We start from the raw sequence: 23,534 nt of genomic DNA on the forward strand, positions 1-23,534 counted from the left end.
GCCTAAAGGGAGGCTATGAGGTAGAAGAATATAACAATCCTTACGGTTTCAAAGGCACCCGATGAACCCCTTGGCTTCCTCCCGGTGCAGTCCCGAGATATACATATTTCCCTTGGTTTACGGCCGTGGTGATGCCATACAATGTTCCTTCCGGATCATGCCAACTACTAATAAGCTCTCCTTCTGGTCCATATTCTGCAACAAGTCCGTGTTTCACCGGGGCACTGGCTCCATTTAACAAGGACTGTGGAACTTTGGACATCGTCGCTGCTAACCAAGGGTGACTATGCATGTAATCTGCAAAAGACAGACGGGTTGTGAATACCCCTACCCAAAAGTGTCCCTGTGCGTCACGGGTGATATTGTCTGGAAACCCAGCCAGATTCTCCGCAAAAATATCAGATGTACCTTGTTTGGGGCCCTTTAACCAGTACCGGGTCAACTGATAATGATACGATTCTGCGACTAGCACGAAGTCCTCTTCGGCAGACAGTACGACCCCATTGGCAAAATATAAATCCTTAAGCAGAACGGTCGTCTGCTTGGTCAGTGGATCATATTTCAACAATCGTCCATGCGGTTTATTCTCAGCAATTTCTTTGAACATGACTTTGCCATAGTTAGAGGTATCGGAGAAATAAATCGATCCGTCTTGCGCGATGTCCAGTTCGTTCGCCAGGTAGATCGGCCCCCCATCTACTTCAGTGGTTAGTACTTCGATGTTTCCGTTGGGGTCAATGGACAGGAGCCCTTTCTGAATATCCGCCACAATCAAATTTCCGGCAGCATCAAATTTCAGGCCGTTAGGTGTTCCGTGGGTATCAGCGAATACCTCTGCTGGCTGTGCCTTGTCCTCGGCGTCAAAGGTTACTCTGTAGATTTTGCCGTCGGAGTCACCCGCATACAGTCGCCCTTCTTTATCAAAAGTGATAAATTCCGGGAACTTCGCGCGGTCTGTAACCAATTCAGCGGAGCTAAGTTTGTTGTTCTCTTTCCAGGGACCCTCCTTCTCAAAAGAAGGAGCAATAGGTGCAGACCAAACAGCGGGTTCTACCGGGGCGGGCATTAGCAGGAATACAACGATTCCCAGCACAATTACCCCTAGCAGGGTCAGGCTCCATCTACGAATTTGTTGACCAGTGGATCGTTTGCGTTGTTTTTGTTCTGTTGACATATTAATCCTCCTAATAGTGTTTCTGTTGTCCTTTGTCATAGCGTGCAGTTAACTGCCACTACATGATCCGGCGTGTCCTTCGCACCGACAGAGGCGTTCTCCCCCGTACCACTCACGTTGAGAGAGTTATCTCCGTCGAGCCTGGCACAGAAATAGAAATCGCACGCCACGGTTACGTTCTTCCACCCAAAGGACATCAATTAATAATACGTTGTTTTTTTAAAGAAACAATGTTACCTTGACTCCAAAAAAATAATGCAAATTTTAAAAAAAATGAGCATGAGACCATTTTTGGTAACTATGTTTCTTATAAGAATCATAGTAACCAAAAGGAAACGATTGTGTCAAATTCTTTTTTTATCATGATGACTTCATTGACAACTTTTCTGCTAATGATTAAAATGCCTGTTAGAAGTCGGAAACTTTGTTTCCGGTCAGAAACGTGATAACTAATTGAAGGTGATCCTTATCAGTAGCGAAGACAAGCCCTCACCATCCAAGGGGCGGGCATTAAAAACATATCAGCAAGCTCGCCTGCAAAACACGGAAAATCTCCGTAAGCTTGTGGTTGATGCGGCTGCATCCATTTTGCAGGAAGAAGGGCCGGAGGCTGTTACTGTACGCAGAGTATCGCAAAAGATGGGCTGCTCCACCAAGATCATTTACAGTTTGTTTGTCAATAAAGAGGGTCTGGCCCAGCAGTTGTATCTGGAGGGCTGCAAATTGCTCGCCAAGCGTTTGGAAGAAGTGCCGCCGTCCTCTGACTTCTTGCAGCATTTACTGGATTTGGGGGAAGCCTTCTGGCAGTTTGCGCAGGATTATACCAGCTACTATAAGCTGATGTTCGGAGGGGCTTTTGCCGAGTTCAAGCCGGATGCAGAGAGTATGCAGGGAACGATGACTGCCATACACCGCTTGCTGATTCTAATTAGCACTGCCCAGAAGCAAGGACAGATTTCGGACCAGGAAGAGACCGAAACTCTTGTCAGTACTATATGGGCATCGCTGCACGGTGTAATCCACCTGCATATGGGCGGGTTCCTTGGTGATGTAAAGGCAGCCCATACCGTATATAAACAAGCCATGAATCTGATGTCCCAATCCTTGTTTGCAGTATCCAAGCCAGACAGAGGAGCGGACAGGGGGTAATTGGATTTAATCTTGGCTACGGGGTTAGGCAGGGAAAACAGGCAGATTGACAAAGGTTAAGCTAAAAGCGGTTCATCCTGTAGGAGATGGATCGTTTTTTTATTTAGGAAATTATATATTACATAAAATGTAATAACTTCGAAGTTTAATCCTGAGCGGGTTATTTTGTTGCAGGTCGACGATCTGTGGTAAAATGTCGTTAGCTGTGACGTCCGGAGCGTCCGTTTTTGCGGATGCCGGGCGATCTTGTTGTGAGAGAATGTTTAAATAGATAAAGAGAACCTTTAAGTTGAACTGGAGAACCATTGTGGAACGTGGAGGGTCCGCTTAGTGCTTGAATGGATATCCATGAGTTCAACTTGGAGAGAAACAACCTAGGAGGAAATACTGTATGAGTGAATTGAAATACAAATTGCTAGCACTGGATATGGATGGAACATTACTTAACGATAATCATGAAATTACACAGGAGACCGCCAAGTGGATTCAAATTGCCATTCGTCGGGGTGTACATGTGTGCCTTTCCACGGGAAGAGCCGTATTCCACGCGATGCCTTATGCGGTTCAACTTGGACTGGAGACACCAATGGTTACCGTTAACGGTAGTGAGGTCTGGAAAGCACCGCATGACCTGCATATGCGTCATCTGATGGACCCGGCATTGATTCGCCAAATGCAGGAGATTGGTGAGAAATATAACAGCTGGTACTGGGCATACTCCGTGGAAGAGCTGTTCAACCGTGATCGCTGGACGGACAATATTGAAGGTCTGGAGTGGCTGAAATTCGGCTTTAATACCGAAGTGGATGAAGTGCGTCACCAGATCATGATGGAACTGCAACAAATGGGCGGTCTGCAAATGACCAACTCCTCGCCCGTTAATATTGAGATCAACCCTGCTGGCGTATCCAAAGCCAGTGGTGTAGCTGAAGTTTGCAAACTGCTGGGTATAGAGATGTCCGAAGTTGTTGCTGTCGGAGACAGTTTGAATGATCTGGCTGTCATTGAGGCCGTGGGTCTTGGTGTGGCTATGGGAAATGCTCAGGAGCAGGTGAAGGAAGCGGCTGATCTGATCGTAGCGAGTAACAATGAAGACGGCATCGTCGAAGTGATCCGTGAACATATTTTGAAGGGGGAGTAACTTTTGCTCGCAACCATTGCCTGGATTTTAATTGTGCTGCTGTTTGCAGTGGGGATGGCTGGAACGGTATATCCCATACTGCCTGGTGCTGTAGCGATTTTCTTCGCGTTTCTGGTCTACGGCTGGTTCTTCAGCTTTGATCCGTTTGGTGTGTGGTTCTGGATCATTCAGATTCTGATTGTTGTTGTGTTGTTTGTGGCTGATTATGTTGTCAGTGCATGGGGCGTGAAGAAGTTTGGTGGCTCCAAGTTATCAACAACGCTGAGTACCATTGGTGTTATCATTGGTCCATTTGTCATTCCGGCATTCGGACTGGTGCTGGGACCATTTATCGGTGCATTTATCGGGGAACTGATCGGAGGGTCTTCACCTTCCAAAGCGTCGAAAGTTGGATTTGGTTCCGTCGTGGGGCTGTTTACGAGTACTGTGATGAAAATTATTTTGCAAATCGTCATGATTGTTCTCTTTATTATCTGGGTGGTAAGATTCGCCTAAACGTTCAGGATTAGCTTCAACGGGATGCACCACCGGTGTGGAGGAAAGAAGGGGAATTCGTTTGTCTAAGAAAGAAACATTCATTAGGGGTACGCTCATTCTGGCGGCAGCTGCGCTGATCGCAAGAGTACTCGGATTGGTTCAACGGGTGCCGCTGGAGCATATCCTCGGAGATGTTGGTAACGCATCGTTTACGATCTCCAATACGGTATATTTAATGCTGTTAACTGTAGCAACGGCGGGCATACCGAGCACACTGAGTAAAATGGTATCGGAACGCTATGCGCTCGGACGCGCGAGTGAAGCCCAACAGATCTACCGTGCAGCCCTGATCTTTGCGGCTGTTGCCGGGGTAGTCATGTCTGCTTTATTGTGGTTCGCGGCACCTTATTATGCTACGTATGTCTCCAAAGTACCGGAGTCGGTCAGCGCCATTCGCGCCTTGGCTCCAGCCTTGCTGCTGTTCCCGGCCATTGCGATGATGCGTGGATATTTCCAAGGACGCGGGAACATGACAGCGGGTGGTATTTCACAGATTGTTGAACAGTTCGCCCGTGTAGGTACAGCCATTATCGTGGCTTATGTCATGCTGCAATGGAATTATGATGACCAGACAATTGCTGCGGGTGCCTCATTTGGTGGAGTATTAGGAAGTGTGGGTGCCTTCGGTGTCATGCTGTACTTCACCTTGAAGCTGCGTCGTAGTGACCGTGCGGCCCAATTGAATTACGAACGTGCAGAACAGTTGCCGATGCGAGGCATCTACAGTGATATCTTCAAGTTGTCTATTCCAATTGTGCTGTCCTCACTTGCGGTTCCAGCCATTAACTTCATCGATTCATCCCTTGTGGTACCACTGCTTAGTGGCCAGATCGGACTCGAAGAAGCAACAGGTGTACTTGCGATCCTGGGTGCGAAAGCCCAAAGTATTGCGGGTATTCCTCCGATTCTGGCTATCGCTTTGAGTCAATCGTTGGTGCCTGTCATCTCGGCAGCATTTGCCCGCAAGGATGAAGCGCATCTGAAGAGTCAGGTTACACTTGCGTTGCGCATTTCGATTCTGACAGGAATGCCGATTGTCATTGCACTTTGTGCGGCAGCCTATTCGGTTAACGGATTGCTGTTTACCAATCTGGATGGAACGCCCATCATTGCCTTGCTAACATTCGGTACCATTTTCCAGATTACGATGATGACCACCAACTCCATTTTGCTTGGAGTAGGTAAACCGCGGATTACGATGATCAGTGTCGCAGCAGGTGTTGTGATCAAACTGATCGCAAGTCTGATTCTGGCGCCGATCTTTGGCATTTACGGTATCATTATTGCAACAGCCCTTTGTTTCCTGGTCATCACGTACCTGAATCTGCGGGTCCTTCGCAAAATCGTTGATTTCTCCATCATGGGAGATCGTTGGAAAGGATTTATCATTACGGTCTTGCTTGCAGCAGGTGTAGGATTTGCAACGAACTGGATTGGCAATACGATCTTTGGACTGTTCCTGCCAGCGCGTGTATCCTTCCTGTTTACCTGCCTTGTGGTTGGTGTGCTTGTGGTGGTGGTGTATCTGGTTCTCATGGTCGTGCTGCGTGTACTGCGCAAGGACGAGCTGGGCAGTTACCCTCGTATTCTGCAAAAAATTCTTCGTCCACTTATGCGTCTTCAGCGTGGAGCTGGGCAAAGAGGTTAAAAATGCAAGGAGTATCATTCAAGCATTAATATTTTGTGAAAATAGGATACAAGCTCTGTCTGCTATTGAAGCGGACAGGGCTTTTTGTATAGTTAAAATGAGCTGATCGACTGAGCTCGACATTAGCCTCGCAAGCAAGCATTAGCGGTACATTGGGGTATTCACATCACCCGTCTTTGCCTGCTCTATTTGGTCTTTAGCATTAGTGTGTGATGGCTTTAGCATCATGAGCCAGTGCTGTTTTCAGCATGCCATACCGGTGTTCGTGACTCATCTCAAACAGCCATGGCCGACGTGGTGCCGTCAGATAACCGAGACTATCCCGAGTCTGAAGCCAGTCATGTCTGGTGATCGGTTCATAAGGCGTGTCCCCCCATACGGCGAGCAGCTCCGGACTATATAATCGTTGCTCTTCTGGAAGCCATTCCTCATCCAGTAACGCCTGAGCGTATAATGAATGTTCACCCGCCTCGTCTTCACGATTGGTAAACAGCCCAGGCCAATATTCAGCGCGCGAGCCACGATGGGGAACCAAACGTGCGAACTCCAACACTTGTGAGTGTACTTGCTCCACGCCAAACAACAGGGCATATAGGCCTTTGCCAAACATGATTCGCTCATCCAACTTGCCAAAATGTTCAATGACGCGTCCTGCGAGTCCTGCTCCCCGTCCAAGAGGGAAAACGATATGATTCAGACCCGCCAAATTATGCAGATGGAATGCGGGTTTGGAGAGTATTTCTTTTTGAAAATAAGGATGCTGCACTACCCGGCTCTCGATATAGTTCTGCTCATTAATAATTAATGCCACACTAAGCAGTGAACTGCACCGTTCCAGCCAAAAGCGTTCCCAAAACGGCGTCATAAACGCCGATACGTGAAAGTGCGACAAGAGATGGAAACAGCTTCGTCCGATCCGGCGACTGTTCATATACAGCTGAAGCTGGGGATATGCATCCTGGAAAATGAGTGCATTGCATCGCTCCAGCAGCCGATACATATGCTCGCGATCGCTTTGATTCTGTAGATTATGCATTAAGTCACTCTGAAGATCTGTCATGTGATATCCGCCGTTGCGAGAGACCATATGGGCCAGCAGTGCCCAATGCAGTTCGGGATATTGCTCATAACATTCCAGATAGGCTGCCGTGCGGGTGATATTACTCCGATTATGCTCCTGGGTCAGTGTCTTAATCTCTTCCAGAATGATGCAATCTTCTTCGCAGACGAGTGCGCTTTGAACCTGGTCCGTGCGTGCAAAAGACTTGCCGCTGGCAGGTAACAAACGCTCCACCTCAGACTGTAAGGCAGCTGCCGTATCTGTATCCCACTCGATGTCACGCAAAGGGTGACGAAGCTGTGTAGAAGCTTGCCATGTAGCCTGTTTGCCACGCCAGATTTCCCGGGCAGCACCCGGAATGGAACGGACCATCTGCAGGAGGGAGCCGTGATGTTGTTCGCTGGAAGAATCGGTTCTGGTGGAAGTCATGATGTGACATCCTTTCATGATGTTCTGGGTTTAATTTCACAGACCATGTGGTTTATTCTAAGTATGCGCTGATTATTTGACTTCCACTCGCCAATTTGCTTCACTTAGGGTAAGACAAGGTACAGAAAGGGAGATGAACCGAATGGAACAGATTACTTCCAAACCGGCTTTTGATGTAGCCATCCAATCCCCACGTTTGACGATTGCCGTATTCAAGGCAGACTGGTGTGGTGACTGCAAATACATCGATCCGTTTATGCCTGAGGTTGAAGAGAAATATGCACGTGAACTGACTTTGATTGAGGTCGACGTGGATCAGGTTGGAACCGTTAGTGAAGAGCAGAATATTCTTGGCATTCCAAGCTTTGTGGCGTATTCAGATGGCCGCGAACTCGTACGGTATGTGAACAAGCTGCGCAAGTCGAGAGAAGAGATCGAGCAGTTCCTGGATCGCGCAGTTGAGGTGTACAACACGATCCATAAATGATGTTATATAAGTTCAACTAATGAATATTTACACAGACACACAGACACTCCGACGACAGAATAACCTTTTGATCGCTGTTATCCCCAGATTTCTTTGATCCCTTTTATAAAGGGGAAATCCGGGGATAAAGGCGAAGCATATGCTTCCGATGCAGCTTTCTTTCAGAAAGCTTTTAGCTCCGCTTCTTCAGGCTATTTCTGTCCTCTCCGTTATTGTGTAAATGTTTCATTGAACTTATATAAAAGTATGACAGGTTCATGTTGTAAAAGGGTATAATAAAAAGAACGCCATTTCTCTTGAAATAGGGAAATGGCGTTTGTGTGTTCAGGATTCTGTTTAAGACACAATTCAACTGGCATATCCCTCAATTACATAACTCCAATGACCTACGGGTCATTATTTCACCAGACGTTAACATTTTGTCACAAAGCGCGACGTCAATGAACATTTTATCCGGTATAATGAATTTAGTTGTGAAATAAGTGTCAAAGTACCGAAACAAGCGAAGAATATTCTTCGCCATCTTAAACCAACAGCGGGTGAGAAAAAATTGAAACACTTAACTTTGTTTAAATGGTTAACCGTATTAACCTGTCTTGTCATGTTTCTGGCCACTTTTGGTGGAGGCATCGTAACCAAAACGGAATCAGGCCTTGGCTGCGGAACAGAATGGCCTTTATGTAACGGAAAACTCGTTCCGGCACATACTGTGGCTTCACTTATTGAATATTCCCATCGCGCTGTAAGTGCACTGGCTGGACTGTTGTCCATTGCCTCGTTTGTCGCTTTTCTGCGGTTTGGCAAGTCACGCCGTGACCTGCAATTGTTTTCTTTCTTAACTCTGGTATTTGTTATCGTCCAGGGAATCATGGGGGCATTTGCAGTTGTCTTCTCCCAATCTTCAGCAGTCATGGCACTGCATTTTGGCTTTGCACTGATTGCTTTTGCCAGTTCTCTAATGATGGCGCTGGGCATAAGGCAAGAGGCCAAAGATGGCGGATTGGAGCGACTGAATAAATACCCTCGGGTTAGCAAAAAATTCAGGAATCTGGTCTGGTTCTCCACCATTTACACATATCTCGTGGTATACACGGGTGCATTTGTGAGTCACACGGATTCTGCCGGCGGATGTTCCGGATTTCCGCTCTGTAACGGTCAGATTATTCCTGAGCTTTCGGGTGGGGTAGCAGTTGCTTTTGCTCACCGTGCAGCAGCTGCGTCGCTCGTGATTGTTATTGCAATCCTGGGTCACTTCGCTTACCGTAATCATCCGGACAACAAGGAAATGCGTACTCTGGGTGTGGTATCCGTTGTTCTTATTCTGATGCAAGTAGTCATTGGTATTTTCATGATGGTGACAATGAACCGTCCGGAAGTATACATGTTCGTAGCTCTTGCACATATGCTGGATATCGCCATATTGTTCGGAGTCTTAACGTATATGAGTTTCCTGGTGTACAAGCTGTATCGCCCGGTTAATCGTTTTTAAATATGAAAGTCCACCATCCAGTGATGTACATCATTGGACAGGTGGACTTTGTTTGATGTCAGGGGGATCAGGGCAACCTATGGCAAGCGGCAATTACACGGAATGGATGATGTGTTACGTTTACGGTGATGAATTCTTGTTGATTTGGAAAAGAGGAGGTTAGATATGCTGCGAACGTTGTTGGGGGAAAAGCCACGTATAAACGAAGGTAAATTGAAGGCAGCGATGGACGCCATGGCGCATACGCTTGAGTTATTTCAGCGACAAATGCATGTGGACCATGATCCCACGCATGATTATCGGAAACTGTATGTGTGGACCCAGGGACTCATCTCCTCACTGGATGAACTGGAGCAAAGCTGTTTCGCTGCTGCTCATTTTCGCAAAAAGGTCGTTGCAGGTTCAACGGATGAGATGACGCCGACTGAAAAAGCCGAGTATGCACGGTATGTGTATTTCTACAAAGATGGCTTTATCCGCTGCTTTGCCATTCTGGATAAAGTGGGCACGGTATTAAATGAAATATTCCAGTTGAATACTTCAAATACCAAAGCGCATTTTTCTTATTTTACGGTGTTAAGGCAGTTCGACTATGCGAGGGAGCATCATGATCTTGCATTGCAATTAATACAGATCAAGGACTCTTATCGTGAACCGATGAGCAAGCTGCGCAAACGACGTAATATGGAAATTCACTACATGAACTCAGAAATGCACGATGACCTGTGGCAGTTACACCAGACCTTGCAAGGTAAAGTGAAATTGGAGGATCTGAATCAGCATGTGCAGGAAATGCGTCAGGGCGTAGATATGGTCTGTGAAACGTTAACAGCCTCTTATAGTTATATCAACAAAATATGGAAAAGAAATAATTCCCTTTGACAAATCGGAATACTTGGAATATACTGAGTTTCAATCGAATGTTAAACGGATATAACTGATATTTCGCAAGTTACGTTCACATTATAAAGCATAAACTACATGAACTTATAAAATCCTACAACAACATATTTCTTATCGAGAGCGGCGGAGGGACAGGCCCGATGAAGCCCGGCAACCGATTTGTAACGACATGATACATGTATCATTCGTTATAGATGTTAGGTGCTAATTCCTACAAAATGGTGCAAGACACGATTTTGGCAGATGAGAAGGTATATTCTTTCACGTGAAGAGCCCTCTTTGTATCTGCATAGGGCTCTTTTTTTGTACTTTAGGGGGAGTTTTCCTTTAGATCGGGTAAAGATACATGTAGGTGGTTGGAAAGGGGCAAGTGCGATTGATTGAATTAAAAGGTTTAACGAAAACGTACGGCAAAGGGGCAAAGTCTACAAGAGCGTTATCCGAGCTGAATTTGAGCATCCAAAAGGGTGAAATCTACGGAGTGATTGGCCATTCCGGAGCGGGCAAAAGCACATTGATTCGCTGTATTAATTTGCTGGAACGGCCTACGGAGGGTGAGGTATGGGTTGACGGAATCAACCTGACTGAACTGAGCAAAACCGAATTGCAGCAACAGAGACGCAAAATCGGGATGATTTTTCAACACTTTAATCTGTTATCCTCGGCAACGGTATATGACAATGTAGCTTTTCCACTAAAACTTGTGAATACACCCAAGGAAGCCATTGATCGCAAAGTGAAGGAAATGCTCAATCTGGTTGGTCTGGAGCACCATAGCAACAAATATCCGGCTCAATTATCGGGTGGACAGAAACAACGTGTAGGGATTGCGAGAGCACTTGCGAGTGATCCGAATGTACTTCTCTGTGATGAGGCTACTTCAGCACTTGATCCGCAGACGACAAATTCAATCCTGAAGTTATTGCTCGACATTAACGAAAAGTACAACCTTACGATTGTGCTGATTACACATGAGATGCATGTCATTCAGAACATCTGTGACAAGGTGGCTGTTATTCATCAAGGCGGCATTGTGGAACAAGGACCTGTAACAGAAGTGTTCCTGAAGCCGCAACATGCGATTACGCGGGACTTCATGATGCGTGACCATGAAGCTGGACTTGCCCTGGAAGAGACGGCTCTGGCGAATGCAGGCGTTGAATTGCAGGCAGGTGCTGCTTCCAAACTTGTGAAGATATCTTTTCTGGGTAACAAAACGTATGAAGCGATTTTGTCCAGAACGGTACGTAAGACAGGCGTGGATTTTGCCATCCTGCAAGGAACAATCTCTACGATTAAACAGGTTCCTTATGGACAGCTGACCGTTCGGTTCGAGGGTGATTCCATTGCGATTGATCGGACGATATCAGAATTAACCGCAGAGGGACTTGATGTGGAGGTGCTTCGCTAGATGGATTTTTCAACAGTTCGCTGGGAAGAGGTTGGTAAAGCCTCCATTGAGACACTGCAAATTTTGGGTGTATCAGGCTTGTTTACCGTTATCTTAGGTTTACCGCTCGGAGTTCTGCTGTTCATGACGGCTAGATCTGCTTCGATCAAGTCACGGGCAGTGTACACGATACTATCTCTGATTGTTAATATTTTGCGCTCAGTCCCATTTATCATATTGATTGTTGCTCTTATTCCATTCACTCGTATACTCGTCGGTACAGCTACAGGAGTATTAGGCGTTATACCACCTTTAGTTATTTCAGCAGCTCCTTACTTTGCTCGATTGGTGGAGACGACGTTGCGAGAAGTTGATCGGGGTGTCATTGAGGCTGCACAGGCGATGGGCGCATCGACCAGACAGATTGTAAGACGGGTGTTACTGCCTGAGGCACTGCCTGGACTGCTTGCAGGTATAACGATCACCATCGTTACGCTTGTCTCCTATACGGCGATGGCGGGCATGGTTGGTGGTGGAGGTCTGGGAACACTGGCGATCAACTATGGATACTTCCGTTATCAGAATGAAATCATGATTATATCCGTAGTGTCGATGATCATTCTTGTGCAAATTCTCCAGATGGCTGGAGATCGCTTGGTTACATTTTTCACCAGGAAATAACACATAGATAACATGATGGATATGCAATAATGCGGACGCCACATGAAAAAATAATTAGAGAAGGGGTTTTACACATGAAAAAATGGTCTTTCGCTCTACTTAGCCTTATGCTGATTGCGGTTCTCGCAGCTTGCGGGAACAATAAGGACGCCGATAGCGGCGCAGACAATTCAGCAGGTGCACCACGCACAGTTGAATTGAAAGTTGGAGCTTCACCTACACCACATGCAGAGATCCTGGAAAGCATCAAGCCTGAACTGGAAGCACAAGGTATTCGTTTGCAAGTCGTTACGTTTAATGACTATGTACAACCCAACCAGCAACTTGCTGATAAAAAATTGGATGCAAACTTCTTCCAGCACCAACCTTATCTGGACACAGAGAATAAAGAACGTGGATTCAACCTCGTTTCTGTAACACCTGTTCATGTTGAACCTTTTGGTGGATACTCCAAAAAGATTAAGTCTTTGGATGAATTGGCTGACGGCGCAAAAGTATCTATTCCAAATGACCCATCCAATGGTGGACGTGCTCTGTTGCTGCTCGCGAAGGAAGGTATCATTACGCTGAAAGACAACACAAATATTACTTCTACGATTCAAGATATCACAGCCAATCCGAAGAATCTGGATATTATCGAGCTGGATGCAGCTATGATGCCTCGTCAATTGGATGAAGCGGATCTGGTATTCATCAACGCTAACTATGCGCTTGAAGCGAACCTGAATCCGGCGAATGATGCTTTGCTGATCGAAGATCTGCAAGGTAACCCATACGCGAACATCCTCGTTTCCCGTGAGGACAACAAGGATGCAGATGCAATTCAGAAACTGGCTGCTGCCTTGCACTCCGAAGAAGTGAAAGCATTCATCAAAGAACGTTATAAAGGTGCAGTTGAACCTGCAACTGAATAATTCACGAAATGTATGACATGATGTAAGCTATTAAAAATAAGCCGTATATCTCTTCTGAAGAGATATACGGCTTATTTTATGTTTTCTAAGTCTGTGCTGACGTGGGGATCAACAAGGGAAGGGTTAGGGCTTATCATGTTTCTCCGCGTTGGATGGATGCCCAGATTGGCGGTAGTAGGATAATTCATTCTGATCAGCATACTGCTGCTCATCTGCTTCTTGCAGGTACGTCCTCTCGGAGGGAGAGAGTGTTTCTTCTTCTCCATGTGAGCTTTTGATCTTGTATCTGATCCAACCGATTAACCCAAGGACGACAACGAGGATCAAAGCCCATCCTTTTTTGAGCAAAAGAAGAGCACTGAATTTCTGGGAAGCTGTGTACCCGATCCCGCCCATCAGAAGACTGTTGAGCCCTATAGTGGATGTTTTGTCAGTCGAAGCATTGTACTCCTCATAGGTGTATCCTGCATTGATGCTAAGCTTATGAAGTACGGTTTCCTCGAATGCCTGACGGCTCTGTTGAAAGTTGGCCGTATCTGTAACCAGAATGGCTGTGATGTACCCTTCGCGTGTCAGGAGTTTTACATTGTAATTGACCATGGCTTGCTGATCAGCATTCTTAAAACCGAGGGAGTAAACCAACTGATGTTTGGTACTGTCATATGCCGGTTCAATTTCCCACCCCGTTATGTACGTTCTATATTCAGGATCAAGTTCTCTGTTATCTTCTTCTGTGCCTCGGATATAACTGCTTAACAGCTCTTCGGCATTCAAATTTTGATCGTCATCGTGGATGTGACCTGTCTTCACGTACTCGAACACAACATACCACGAGCCGTATTCACTATTGCTGGTTAGGCTTCCGATTTCAATCAAGATATATCTAGAATTAAAGGTGGATAATCCCTTGTGGATAAGCGAGTTGTAGGAGGACGATAAATCTTTTATACTGGATAGTGACTGCTCTTTGAAGAGGGGGATGAACGTGAAGGGAAAGATTGCCCTCATAACGGGAAGTGCCAAAGGTCTTGGTAAAATGACGGCCCTCAGTCTGGCAGATCAAGGGTGTCATATTGCCCTCAACTATGTACACAGCAGAACAGAAGCTGAGGCTTTAAAGGCTCAGATTATAGCCAAGGGTGTGCGGTGCATTGCCATCCAGGCTGATATATCCAAGGTGGAAGATATCTCTTCATTGGTTGAGCATGTGGAAGGCAACCTGGGCAGCATTGATATTTTGGTGAATAACGCAGGTCCATTTGTCCGTGAACGACGATTATTTGCGGATTATTCTGAAGCTGAGGTCCAGATGCTTGTGCAGGGAAATCTGTTGGGACCGATGTTACTGGATCAGCGTGTATTGCCAGAGATGAGACGCAAGCAATGGGGACGCATTATCCATTTTGGCTTCAGTCATGCTGGAGAAGCGAGATCCTGGCCTCATCGCGCCGTATATGCGGCTGCCAAGGTGGGTCTGGTATCTTTTACAAAGACACTCGCCGTTGAAGAAGCCCCGTATGGAATTACGGTTAACATGGTATGTCCAGGTGACATTCGTGGTGCGAACAAAGAGAAAACGATTGATGAAATGGCAGGCATCACCGACGAGGAAACGCCAAGAGGGCGTCCAGGCAGCGGTGAAGATATTGCACGAGTGATTACGTATCTGTGCCTTGATCATTCCGATTTTATAACAGGTAACATTATGGATGTATCTGGAGGACTTGATCCGATTCGTCCAACCATACAGCGCGAGGATACTTAAAAGGTGAATTGAAGGATTGTACGTGGAAACGGGTCAAGGTGACTGTGAACATGGACTCTCTGCATATGCACACAAAAAAAGAGCCCTCCGCTTCATGCGAAGCGAAAGGCTCTTGAGGTTTATTTCGTGAAGGATTGATTAGAATACTTGTACGACTTCTTGTACACCCTCAACTTCTTCGAGAAGGGCACGTTCAATCCCGGCTTTTAAGGTAATGGTGGAGCTTGGGCAACTGCCGCAGGCACCGACCAGTTTCAGCTTAATGATGCCGTCCTCCACGTCGACCAGTTCCACGTCACCGCCATCGCGCTGCAGGAACGGACGAAGTTTATCAAGCACATCAGATACCTCATCATACATGGTGCTTTGTGCGTTTTCGCTCATATTGTTCAACTCCTTTCCTTCCTATATTATATTACAAATGGCCACAAATTAAAATGGTCAAACAAAGCAGGTGAACTTAAATGAGACCGATTATTGAATTTTGTGCCAATAATATGCATTTTGGCACAGATGAAGTCATGGATCAACTGGAAGAAAATCCAGACTATGACGTGATTGAGTACGGCTGCCTCACCAACTGCGGCCAATGTTCTATGACTCCATTTGCACTGGTGAATGGTGAAGTTGTCATCACGGACAAAGTGGAAGATCTATATAACGCCATTCTGGCGAAAGTTGCCGAAGCCGATGCATGGGACGATCTCGATCTAGACTAACCGAGATGGCGCTTGGACATCCAGAGCACACCACTTTTCAAAATACGAGGTACACGTCCCATCATGGACGTTTTGCCCATCAGCCCAAACCCAGACTTCTTGCCAAGTGCACCCAGTGTGCCACGAAGCTTGAGTGGATGTGGATTGGGCTTTTCGCCTTTCCAGAGGGCATGCTGAATATGGGCGATCTGCTCACCCTGTACTTCCGCAGCTTGACCGCTAGGTGCATAAGGGACACTGGCACAGTCACCAACGACATACACATCGGTATATTCCGGGATTTGGTAGTATTCATTCAGGACGACACGTCCTTGAGGGTCTTTGGTCACGTCCAGATCCTGTACCACTTTTACGGGCTGAATGCCTGCAGTCCACACGACAGCATCCGTTAGAATCTGTTCATCCCGGTTATAGATAGCATTAGGTTCAACACGTGAAATGGCGATATGCCCGCGTGTCTCTACCTGATGTTCGTTGAACCATTCATGCACATACACGGATAGACGTTGCGGGAAAGCGGATAATACACGTTCACCACGATCCAGAATGCTGATGTTTAGATCCGGTCTGCTCTCACGAAGTTCGGCTGCCATCTCGACACCACTTAATCCACCGCCTACGATATGCACATTGCCATAGGCTTTGACTTCATTAAGGCGCAGGTAGGTCTCGCGTGTTTTGCTAAAGCTCTGAATGGTACAGCTGTAGTCTTCGGCGCCTGGTGTATTGTGGAAACGGTCTGTACAACCAAGTCCAATGACAAGCTTGTCGTACACGAGCGGATCTTGGCCTTCAAATTCAATCTGACGCTGTTCCAGGTCAATCGAAGTAACTTCTCCATAACGGTAAGTGACTTTATCGCTCACTGGAAATTGGATACGCAGGTCATAATCAGATACGGTTCCTGCTGCGAGTGCGTAATATTCTGTCTTTAATCCCTGAAAGGGGCTGCGGTCCACCAAAATAATTTGTGTATCGGATGGAATTTTACCCTCCAGAAGTTCCTTGATGATGGTGAGGCCGCCATAGCCGCCTCCAAGAATGACGAAATTTTTCATGACTCGGCTTCCTTTCTGCATCAGTCCCACTGAAATGGGGCTGTAAACTGTGGAGCAGCTATGCAATAACATAGCTGCTCCTTTTGTTTGGTTTTGAATAATTAAAAAGTAGACGTTGAAAATTAAAGATATTATTCAGCAGTTTGCACCACTCGAATTCAAACGTCTCCCTATAATGAAAGCTGCGTTCTGGAGTGGTGCTGGTGCAATATTGTTTGTGGATGAAGGTATATCCTATTCGTACACTTGAATTTCATTGTAGAACGTATCACGTTCTACCGGAATACGTCCTGCACCCTTAATGAGCCATATGAGCTCTTTACGTGTAAGGCCTTCAGGTGTGAGTGCACCTGCCGCATGACTAATCCGTTCGCGAACGATCGTGCCGTGTGCATCCGAAGCACCAAATCCAAGGGCAACTTGAGCTAGCTGTGGACCGATGTTAATGAAGTATGCTTTGATATGATCGATGTTATCCAGCATCAGACGGCTGATCGCAATTGTTTTGAGATCCTCATAAGCCGAGTTACGACGCATAATGCTCGCGTTTTTACTTTTTGGCTGCATGGAAAGCGGGATAAAGACCATAAATCCGTTGGTCTCGTCTTGCAATTCACGGATCTGCACCATATGGTTGACGCGGTCCTCGTAGGATTCGATCGATCCATACAACATCGTAGTATGTGTACGCATGCCGAGATCATGAGCTGTACGGTGCACCTCAAGATAACGATCCACGTTGGCTTTGTCTACACGCATTTTTTTGCGATATTCATCCGAGAGAATCTCAGCGCCGCCACCAGTCAATGTTTTCAGACCTGCTTTTTGCAGCTCTTGCAGAACTTCTCTGATACTGAGCCCGCTAATCCGGGTGAAGAAATCAATCTCGGCTGCCGTGTAAGCTTTCAGTGTAACATCCGGATATTTCTCGTTTAAAGCACGCAGGGAATCGACATAATATTGAAAAGGAACATGGTTGTTATGTCCGCCTACGATATGGAACTCACGTACGCCCGGATGAATATGCTGTTCCACATAATCGATCATTTCCTGACCGGATAATGTATAGGAGCCTTCTTCACCTTGGTCTTTACGGAAATTACAAAAAGCGCAGTGAGCTTCACATACGTTTGTAAAATAAAGACTCATATTTTCGATGAAATATACTTTCTTACCATTCTTTCTCAGGTTGGCCTCATTGGCCAGCTGGCCCAAAGTCAGCAGATCATCTGTTTCATACAGATATACGCCGTCTTCTACGTTCAGCCTTACGCCGTTCTGCACTTTCTCAACGATTTCAGCCATTCTTTTGTCTGTGAACGGTGTTACCAATGTAGACATACTGTTTCCTCCTGTTCTTAACCGGATTTGAGTTGTGTGTAGGATCTGCATACAGAACTACATAGCAAAGATGCGGTCAACTGCCGCCTTCTTATATGGACTAACTCTTATTTACCCGGTGCAGCGTGTGCTGCGTACGTAAAGCTAATTTTTTCATTAAAGTGAGTCTTGTGACTCTATATGCATTGGGGACTGCGGACAGTCTCGAAATGTGAAAAAAATTACAACTCTATATATGATCGTCACCTGAATAAGTCATGGCAAAATATCGACATTTCAGTGCGACCACCTATTCATTATAAACCTCGTGTCGCGGGGGTTCAATACACTGGGAAGAAAAAGGAGTAGAGGGGGAACGCGGAAAGAGGCAAACATGACTTGAGACCCTTGACGGGGTGGAGTATAATTTAAAGAAGAGTTAATGAAAAGGAGAGTGACCTGGCATGATTAACATCAGCGAAACGGCTGCTGACAGATTGAAAGAGATGCTTGCACAGCAAGAAACACCTGGTATGTTCCTGCGTCTTGGCGTAGCACCGGGCGGTTGCACCGGATTTTCGTACGCCATGGGCTTTGACGATAAAGAGTCCGATGAGGACCTGTATATGGATATTCAGAGCATGAAGGTTGTAGTCGAGAAGGAAAACCTGAAGTATCTGGATGGTCTCGAAATTGATTTTGAAGAGTCCGGTATGACGGGTGGTTTCACTATCCATAATCCGAACGCGGTAGCCACTTGTGGCTGTGGATCTTCTTTCCGTACGAAGGAAGATGCGGGTGTGCCTGATAAGGATTGTTAAGAAACGGAGTTGTACAGCGGTTTCCCAATCTTGTTTTAAAATAAGCAGTATGCAATCCCTTTAATAGATAGCCTCTGAATTGTATCCGTTTAGCACGGGCATGATATCAGGGGCTTTTTTGCGTGTACTGAAAGTATCATGGTTGACAAACTTAGTTGTAACAACTATAGTTACAATATAAAGTTCAAACATAAACAATATCGATAATTTAAAGGAGAGATCATGATGAACATTGCAATCATTGGTGCAACAGGCAAAGCAGGAAGTGTAATTTTGAAAGAAGCAGCAGACAGAGGACATAAAGTAACGGCAATCGTTCGTAATGCATCCAAATTGGAAGATAAAAGCCTGAATACGCTGGAGAAAGATGTATTTGATCTTACAGCTGAAGATCTTAAAGCATTCGATGTGGTTGTAAATGCATTTGGTGCTCCAGCTGGTAAAGAAAATCTCCATGTGGAAGTAGGACAAGCGTTGATCAACATCCTGAAGGATGCACCAAACACTCGTCTGATCGTGGTGGGTGGAGCAGGAAGCCTGTTCACAGATGAGTCCAAAACATTGCGTGTCTTTGAATCCCCAGGATTCCCGGATGCTTACAAAGCAACTGCAACGAACCAAGGGCAAAACTTGCAGGATCTGCAAGCATCTTCGGGTATTCAATGGACGTTCCTGAGCCCGGCTGGATTCTTTAATCCAGAAGGTGTACGCACCGGCAAATATCAAGCAGGCAACGACGTTATTCTCGTGAATAGCGAAGGCAACAGCTACATCAGCTATGCAGACTATGCGATTGCTTTGGTTGATGAGATTGAGAACCCACAACACCAAAACGAGCGCTTTACCGTTGTTGGCGAAGTGAAGTAACACTTTTAAATGATAATATGGAACATACAAACGGACGCTGATCTCCACAGATCGGTGTCCGTTTTTTTATGTTATCGAAGAGGGAAGTTCTGCAATAACGTTAGATATGTTAGATGAGTATCGTTCAACTTTCCAACTACTCCTTTGAATCTATGTTATATTATTCTAAAGATGGGAAGGAAATGTGATTGTGTGAAAACCATCATCTCTTCATTGGAATTTCTGCGAGTTCATAAGTACAAGGGAGTGAACAGTTCTGAAGATGTATTCTAAAGGAGTTATATTATTGATCTTTGTGGTTTTTATGATTAGTGTATCGAGTGGTTCAGGGTTATCCCAATATACAAACGTTAAAAATACGATGAATCAATTTCACATCACTTCTCTTTATCCGAAAAATAAGAATGGACAGACATATGGTTCTGCCGCATATGCGACTTCTCCAGAAACGGAACCTGATTTAATCTTGGCTACTGGTGTGGATGGTACAGACGGATATCTGCTGAAAAAAGACATGGATGGCGAGCAACCCAAAACACCTGAAGAAGCTATTGCAATACAGAACAGCAGATCACCAGAAGGTCGTGATATTCCACTGTATGACAAAGATGGTGAAACCGTAATTGGTGTGTTTCGTGTTGGAGGAAAGTGAAACGTTACTGAAATGAACACCATTCGGCAGTTGATCAAAAGGGTCGGCTGCTTTTTGATTTTATGATTTATTTAGTTTGCTAAAGGATATGACGCAGTAATATGAAATACTTCATTACAAAATGTTCAACATATATCTTTCCGACGGATACGAAACTTAATTGCGCACAAATAGTTGCGATACGAAAACCTAACGAAACTATACTTTGGTTGAGAGGAGGGATGAGATGGATTGGCTCATGAGGATGAATCGGGCATTGGATTATATTGAAATGAACTTAGTCGGGGAGATCGAATTGAAGGAAATTGCTCAATGTGCTTATTGTTCTTCACATCAGTTTCAGAGAATGTTCTCGTTCATTACCAATGTTTCGCTTGCGGAATATATACGAAGAAGACGGCTGACTCTCGCTGCAATTGAATTGCAGAATAGTGATAGGAGAGTTGTTGATATTGCCATAAAGTATGGGTATGAATCACCGGTATCATTCGCAAGAGCTTTTCAATCATTGCATGGTGTTAATCCAGCGATGGCTCGGGAAGAAGGGACTGCCCTCAAAGCCTATCCTCGGCTTTCCTTCCTTATTTCAATTAAAGGGGAAGAGCCTATGAACTATCGTATCGAAACAAAAGAAAGCTTTGAAATATTTGGAATAGAGAAAGTGTTTCAATTAAACGGAGTAGAGACCCCCGCAGAATTATGGAAGCAAAGCCACGAAAATGGCGAGGTTGAAAGACTTGCTGCAAATGCCGGTGATCTACCAAACGCTTTGAATTCGAATTATCATAAAGTGCATGCTGTGTGTAGCTACAAAAAAACTGGGGAGGATACTTTCCCATACATGTTGTGTGCATTTAAAGGTGAAACAAGTAAACCCGATGGTTACACAAGTATAACGATACCAGCACACACGTGGGCGATCTTTTCCTCTGATCCCTTTACATGGGATAAATTCGATGCAACCATTGAAACCTTATATAGACGATTCTTTTCTGAATGGCTTCCTACTACAGGATATGAACAGGTCGACGGAATGGAATTTGAAATTACTGGAGTTAAAGATGGACTGAATTTTGTTGAGCTATGGTTTGCTGTAAGAAAAATATCTTAGTTTTATTTCTTTAGATTAGTCTTGAATGATAACTTAATAAAGACAAATGGAGCAACCAACTATGTCCGATTGGTTGCTTCTTTGTTCATTCACCTAATGGCCAGGGGAAATGCAACATTTTTCCTGTTAAACAGGTCAATAAAGATGTACGAAATAACGTTATGAGAAGAAGGTGGAAAAACTGAAGCTTCGTATAATCACGTTAATATTTTTTATATCTACCGTGTTCTTTATCTCAAATGCACAAAATGCTAACGCTTTGTCATGTGCTGAATCGGGAGGGCCCCAAGAACAGTTAGAAATATATGATGGAGCTGTTTATGGTGAAGTAAAGCAAGTAAAGGTCGACTTGAAGCAAGAGGGGTTTACGGGGACAAAAGAGAAAATTAGATATATTTTAGTGGAAGTTGAGAGGAGTTGGAATACTGAAGTTGACTCTCAACTAATTATTGCAACTAACTTCACATGGGGATTTGATTTCAAGGAAGGTAACAAATACTTAATATACTTTAGCGAAGTGGATGGCGAATTAAGTAGTAGTCCGTGCAGTTTGACTATCGAAATGAATAATCTTAATCAAGCAACTGAACTATTCGGGGAAGGATATCCACCAAAACAACAAGTGAACGTAGAACACAAAATGTGGTTTATGTTTGAGCAAGATATGGATTTGTTTATCGTAGGTGTAGTCGTATTTTCGGCGATCTTTATCTTCTTCATGAGAGTAAGAAAGAAAAAGCGCAAAGCATAATTTGGTAGCGCTAAACGTGAAGCTTTTGCTCAAACAAAAAGTCATTTGAACTAGGCATGGATTCCTGTATGACCTATTACCCCCTTTACTTAAATGAGGATCGAGGCGTATAATCCGTTGAGATATCAGAGCAATAAGAGGGGATACAGTTATGAATAGTGGATTAATCAACGCGATCATTGCGTATATCATGTGGGGAGTTCTCCCGCTGTATTGGAAGTTGTTTGAAAATGTACCGGCAGGTGAGATTTTATCGCACCGGGTTGTCTGGTCATTTGTCTTTATGGGGATTTTCGTTGCCGTCCAACGTCGTTGGAGTGACATGAAGCGCATTCTGACCAGTCGTTCGACCCTGCTGTCCCTTACCGCGAGTGGGCTGCTAATTGCTATTAACTGGCTTATCTTCATCTGGGCGGTTAACAACGGTCATGTTGTTGAGACAAGTCTGGGCTATTATTTGAACCCGTTACTGAATGTGCTGCTGGCGGTTGTCTTCCTTCATGAAAAGCCAAACCGTGGACAATGGCTCGCGATTGCCATCGCTGGTGTCGCGGTGCTTATCATCGCTATCGACTACGGACGTTTCCCATGGGTTGCGATCTCATTGGCCGTGTCGTTTGGCCTGTACGGTCTGGCGAAGAAGAAGATCAAGCAAGACGCTTCAGTGGGCTTATTTTCGGAGACAGCTGTAGTTCTGCCCGTCGCACTCGGCTACTGGATCTACTTGGCCGTTGTAGGAAAAGCAACGGCATGGACGCTGCCTGCGCCGATGTTCTTCGAACTGTTGCTTTCCGGTGTGGTGACGGCGCTGCCACTGCTGTTCTTTGCACGGGCGGCTGCTCGAATGTCGTTGTCCACACTCGGCTTTGTACAGTATATTGGGCCGACAATCATGCTGATCCTGAGTGTGTTTGTGTTCAAGGAAACGGTCTCGCCAGTTCTGCTTGTTGGTTTCGCACTCATCTGGACAGCGCTCATCGTATACGCTGCCGCATCGATACGTGCTACGAGACTCGCTAAGGTAAGCTGAACGGATGTATCTGGTATCGCCATAATTGCCCTTCCCGCCAATGAGGTGGAGAGGGCAATTTTTTGTTTGTGGGGGAGCGATAGGTCGATAAAAACTAAAAAGGAAGGCTGATCAACGTTATGGTAAAATACAGGAGTAGTAATCAAAAATAGTAACCAAACAGAGTAATAGAAAAACGAGGAGGCAACAGATATATGATGGTTAATAACCGTTACCGCAAACATGATCTATTCTTTGTAAAGAATGCTGTAGTTCAGATACTATTTCAGTTTGCAGTTTCAGCAATAATAGGTAGTATATATGGGTTCATGATGGTCAACGAGACGATAGGTGGATTTATTAATAAACTATTACCGAGCACGGATGGTCCGGATCTTCATTTATATCTGCCCGTTGTGATAACAGTGTTCATCTACTCATGTTTTATTCAGAAGAAAC

24 protein-coding genes and 1 riboswitch are annotated in these 23,534 nt (G+C 45.3%); of the genes, 18 read left to right on the forward strand and 6 right to left on the reverse strand.

The genetic code is table 11. The annotated features are described in order from the left end of the window. Positions 1 to 40: 40 nt before the first annotated feature. Entirely contained in the window at positions 41 to 1,174 is a 1,134-nt protein-coding gene (locus QF041_RS26000) for an SMP-30/gluconolactonase/LRE family protein (protein WP_307416177.1), read from the reverse strand. 453 nt (positions 1,175 to 1,627) lie between these two features. On the opposite strand from QF041_RS26000, the gene QF041_RS26005 reads away from it, so the two are divergent. The 4 genes from QF041_RS26005 to QF041_RS26020 all read left to right on the forward strand — a co-directional run bounded on the left by QF041_RS26005 (position 1,628) and on the right by QF041_RS26020 (position 5,649). After that, a complete protein-coding gene (locus tag QF041_RS26005) occupies positions 1,628 to 2,323 on the forward strand; it encodes a TetR/AcrR family transcriptional regulator (RefSeq protein WP_373461362.1) in 696 nt (231 codons plus the stop codon). A 391-nt stretch (positions 2,324 to 2,714) separates the two neighbouring features. Beyond that, positions 2,715 to 3,464 carry a Cof-type HAD-IIB family hydrolase gene (locus QF041_RS26010; protein ID WP_076253219.1) on the forward strand — a complete coding sequence of 250 codons (750 nt, stop codon included), beginning with the start codon at positions 2,715 to 2,717 and terminating at the stop codon, positions 3,462 to 3,464. A 54-nt stretch (positions 3,465 to 3,518) separates the two neighbouring features. Further along, positions 3,519 to 3,959 (forward strand): DUF456 domain-containing protein, encoded by a 441-nt coding sequence (locus QF041_RS26015; RefSeq protein WP_047841365.1) that lies wholly within the window; start codon positions 3,519 to 3,521, stop codon positions 3,957 to 3,959. Positions 3,960 to 4,020: 61 nt separating this feature from the next. Continuing rightward, positions 4,021 to 5,649, forward strand: a complete 1,629-nt coding sequence (locus tag QF041_RS26020) for a putative polysaccharide biosynthesis protein (protein ID WP_091020803.1) — start codon at positions 4,021 to 4,023, stop codon at positions 5,647 to 5,649. Positions 5,650 to 5,851: 202 nt separating this feature from the next. On the opposite strand, the gene QF041_RS26025 is transcribed toward QF041_RS26020, so the two are convergent. Further along, positions 5,852 to 7,138: a DUF2515 family protein gene (locus QF041_RS26025; protein ID WP_307416178.1), complete on the reverse strand. Its 1,287-nt coding sequence runs from the start codon at positions 7,136 to 7,138 to the stop codon at positions 5,852 to 5,854. Between the two features lie 142 nt (positions 7,139 to 7,280). Here QF041_RS26025 and QF041_RS26030 point away from each other — a divergent pair, with 142 nt between their 5' ends. The 6 genes from QF041_RS26030 to QF041_RS26055 all read left to right on the forward strand — a co-directional run bounded on the left by QF041_RS26030 (position 7,281) and on the right by QF041_RS26055 (position 13,002). After that, positions 7,281 to 7,625, forward strand: coding sequence for a thioredoxin family protein (locus QF041_RS26030; protein ID WP_307416179.1), 345 nt, complete (start codon positions 7,281 to 7,283; stop codon positions 7,623 to 7,625). A gap of 550 nt (positions 7,626 to 8,175) precedes the next feature. Continuing rightward, complete coding sequence (locus QF041_RS26035; protein WP_091037900.1) at positions 8,176 to 9,114, forward strand: COX15/CtaA family protein; 939 nt, start codon at positions 8,176 to 8,178, stop codon at positions 9,112 to 9,114. A 165-nt stretch (positions 9,115 to 9,279) separates the two neighbouring features. Further along, positions 9,280 to 9,996 (forward strand): Cthe_2314 family HEPN domain-containing protein, encoded by a 717-nt coding sequence (locus tag QF041_RS26040; protein WP_307416180.1) that lies wholly within the window; start codon positions 9,280 to 9,282, stop codon positions 9,994 to 9,996. 129 nt (positions 9,997 to 10,125) lie between these two features. After that, a riboswitch (SAM riboswitch) is annotated at positions 10,126 to 10,267 on the forward strand. 126 nt (positions 10,268 to 10,393) lie between these two features. Next, complete coding sequence (locus QF041_RS26045) at positions 10,394 to 11,428, forward strand: methionine ABC transporter ATP-binding protein (protein WP_307416181.1); 1,035 nt, start codon at positions 10,394 to 10,396, stop codon at positions 11,426 to 11,428. Next, the gene (locus QF041_RS26050) at positions 11,429 to 12,088 is read left to right on the forward strand and encodes a methionine ABC transporter permease (protein ID WP_307416182.1); all 660 of its coding nucleotides are present in this window, start codon (positions 11,429 to 11,431) and stop codon (positions 12,086 to 12,088) included. Positions 12,089 to 12,162: 74 nt separating this feature from the next. Then, a complete protein-coding gene (locus QF041_RS26055; RefSeq protein ID WP_307416183.1) occupies positions 12,163 to 13,002 on the forward strand; it encodes a MetQ/NlpA family ABC transporter substrate-binding protein in 840 nt (279 codons plus the stop codon). Positions 13,003 to 13,125: 123 nt separating this feature from the next. On the opposite strand, the gene QF041_RS26060 is transcribed toward QF041_RS26055, so the two are convergent. Beyond that, positions 13,126 to 13,878: a DUF2167 domain-containing protein gene (locus QF041_RS26060; protein ID WP_307416184.1), complete on the reverse strand. Its 753-nt coding sequence runs from the start codon at positions 13,876 to 13,878 to the stop codon at positions 13,126 to 13,128. A gap of 109 nt (positions 13,879 to 13,987) precedes the next feature. Between QF041_RS26060 and QF041_RS26065 the strand changes: the two genes are divergently transcribed. After that, the gene (locus QF041_RS26065; protein ID WP_307416185.1) at positions 13,988 to 14,767 is read left to right on the forward strand and encodes an SDR family oxidoreductase; all 780 of its coding nucleotides are present in this window, start codon (positions 13,988 to 13,990) and stop codon (positions 14,765 to 14,767) included. 138 nt (positions 14,768 to 14,905) lie between these two features. Here the strand turns inward: QF041_RS26065 and QF041_RS26070 are convergent, their stop codons facing one another. Continuing rightward, positions 14,906 to 15,151, reverse strand: coding sequence for a NifU family protein (locus tag QF041_RS26070; protein WP_053783253.1), 246 nt, complete (start codon positions 15,149 to 15,151; stop codon positions 14,906 to 14,908). 80 nt (positions 15,152 to 15,231) lie between these two features. On the opposite strand from QF041_RS26070, the gene QF041_RS26075 reads away from it, so the two are divergent. Further along, the gene (locus tag QF041_RS26075) at positions 15,232 to 15,486 is read left to right on the forward strand and encodes a YuzB family protein (RefSeq protein ID WP_105601302.1); all 255 of its coding nucleotides are present in this window, start codon (positions 15,232 to 15,234) and stop codon (positions 15,484 to 15,486) included. Here the strand turns inward: QF041_RS26075 and QF041_RS26080 are convergent. Both QF041_RS26080 and mqnE read right to left on the reverse strand, forming a co-directional pair. Then, positions 15,483 to 16,544: an NAD(P)/FAD-dependent oxidoreductase gene (locus QF041_RS26080; protein ID WP_036673332.1), complete on the reverse strand. Its 1,062-nt coding sequence runs from the start codon at positions 16,542 to 16,544 to the stop codon at positions 15,483 to 15,485. The two genes, QF041_RS26075 and QF041_RS26080, sit on opposite strands and share 4 nt — an antisense overlap. Positions 16,545 to 16,778: 234 nt before the next feature. Then, positions 16,779 to 17,885 (reverse strand): aminofutalosine synthase MqnE, encoded by a 1,107-nt coding sequence (mqnE, locus tag QF041_RS26085; protein ID WP_307416186.1) that lies wholly within the window; start codon positions 17,883 to 17,885, stop codon positions 16,779 to 16,781. 443 nt (positions 17,886 to 18,328) lie between these two features. On the opposite strand from mqnE, the gene QF041_RS26090 reads away from it, so the two are divergent. From QF041_RS26090 to rarD, 6 genes are all read left to right on the forward strand, one after another. Continuing rightward, the gene (locus QF041_RS26090; RefSeq protein ID WP_036605753.1) at positions 18,329 to 18,685 is read left to right on the forward strand and encodes a HesB/IscA family protein; all 357 of its coding nucleotides are present in this window, start codon (positions 18,329 to 18,331) and stop codon (positions 18,683 to 18,685) included. A gap of 225 nt (positions 18,686 to 18,910) precedes the next feature. Continuing rightward, positions 18,911 to 19,552: an NAD(P)-dependent oxidoreductase gene (locus QF041_RS26095; RefSeq protein ID WP_215075827.1), complete on the forward strand. Its 642-nt coding sequence runs from the start codon at positions 18,911 to 18,913 to the stop codon at positions 19,550 to 19,552. Between the two features lie 286 nt (positions 19,553 to 19,838). After that, positions 19,839 to 20,204: a hypothetical protein gene (locus QF041_RS26100; protein ID WP_307416187.1), complete on the forward strand. Its 366-nt coding sequence runs from the start codon at positions 19,839 to 19,841 to the stop codon at positions 20,202 to 20,204. Positions 20,205 to 20,430: 226 nt separating this feature from the next. After that, on the forward strand, positions 20,431 to 21,315 hold the full coding sequence (locus tag QF041_RS26105; RefSeq protein WP_307416188.1) for an AraC family transcriptional regulator: 885 nt from the start codon (positions 20,431 to 20,433) through the stop codon (positions 21,313 to 21,315). 172 nt (positions 21,316 to 21,487) lie between these two features. Continuing rightward, positions 21,488 to 22,066 (forward strand): hypothetical protein, encoded by a 579-nt coding sequence (locus QF041_RS26110; protein ID WP_307416189.1) that lies wholly within the window; start codon positions 21,488 to 21,490, stop codon positions 22,064 to 22,066. A 151-nt stretch (positions 22,067 to 22,217) separates the two neighbouring features. Beyond that, positions 22,218 to 23,096 carry an EamA family transporter RarD gene (gene rarD / locus QF041_RS26115; protein WP_036673338.1) on the forward strand — a complete coding sequence of 293 codons (879 nt, stop codon included), beginning with the start codon at positions 22,218 to 22,220 and terminating at the stop codon, positions 23,094 to 23,096. The last annotated feature ends 438 nt before the right edge of the window (positions 23,097 to 23,534 follow it).

Origin of the sequence: Paenibacillus sp. W2I17, from assembly GCF_030815985.1 — a bacterium.
Taxonomy (GTDB): Bacteria; Bacillota; Bacilli; order Paenibacillales; family Paenibacillaceae; genus Paenibacillus.